This window comes from Psychrobacter sp. W2-37-MNA-CIBAN-0211 (assembly GCF_040309405.1).
Taxonomy (GTDB): Bacteria; Pseudomonadota; Gammaproteobacteria; order Pseudomonadales; family Moraxellaceae; genus Psychrobacter; species Psychrobacter glaciei.
In genome coordinates this window covers 1-272 of the sequence record NZ_JBEOOU010000196.1, presented here as the reverse complement: position 1 = coordinate 272, position 272 = coordinate 1, and the positions used below count along the sequence as shown (strand labels likewise).

The following is a 272-nucleotide window of genomic DNA, read 5'->3' as shown; positions in this document are numbered from 1 at the left end:
CCACCATATAACGCATTACCGACCGTACGCGCGCTATGGAAAGTCGGTACAAACTCAGCCACATAATCAATCGATTGTTGGCTGCGAGCTTGTAACGGGGCTTTGTCCCAACCATCTTCGATATAATGAACATATTGCGGTGGCAATTTCGGCTGTGCACTTTCTTTGCTAGAAGCGACCAGACCATCATCAAATAAAGTGATGAATTTACTCATGCCATGTATTTGAAAGTAGCCACCTGGATAAGGGGTTAGCTGCGCCATGCCTTCTGG

At 46.7% G+C, this 272-nt stretch carries 1 pseudogene; it reads right to left on the bottom strand.

From position 1 onward, the window contains the following. Window positions 1–272: pseudogene (locus tag AAEY72_RS14880) on the bottom strand (FAD-dependent oxidoreductase); the annotation flags it as partial.